At 43.6% G+C, this 459-nt stretch carries 1 protein-coding gene; it reads right to left on the minus strand.

All coding sequences use genetic code 11. The annotated features are described in order from the left end of the window. Positions 1 to 459, minus strand: a 459-nt coding sequence (locus NBZ85_RS31775; protein WP_261563498.1) for a cytochrome c oxidase subunit II, incomplete at both ends; no start/stop codon positions are given.

Here is a 459-nt window from a genome sequence, read left to right on the forward strand (position 1 = left end):
ACACCGCATAGTTCTGAACATTGTCCGTAGTATGTTCCTTCTCGTTGAACCAGTACAGAAGTTTGGTTCAGCCGTCCTGGTGTACAGTCAATTTTTAGTCCTAGTGATGGAACAGCGAAGTCGTGAAGTACGTCTGCACCTGTTACTACGAATCGAATGTGTGTGTCAACTGGAACAACAACTCGGTTGTCTACGTCAAGTAGTCGAAGTTGTCCGTCTTCTAGATCTGATTCTGGAATCATGTAGCTATCGAATTCGATTGAGTCTCCGTCATCGTTAACGAAGTCACTGTATTGGTAAGTCCAGTACCATTGGTGACCTACCACTTTAATAGTTAGAGCAGGTGAGAATACTTCGTCCATTAGGTACAGAAGTTTGAATGAAGGGAAGGCGATTGCGATAAGAATAAGAGCAGGAGTAATTGTCCAGATCAGTTCAATTAAAGTACCGTGGTTGGCG

Source organism: Frankia tisae (genome assembly GCF_025403405.1).
GTDB classification, from domain to species: Bacteria; Actinomycetota; Actinomycetes; order Frankiales; family Frankiaceae; genus Frankia; species Frankia tisai.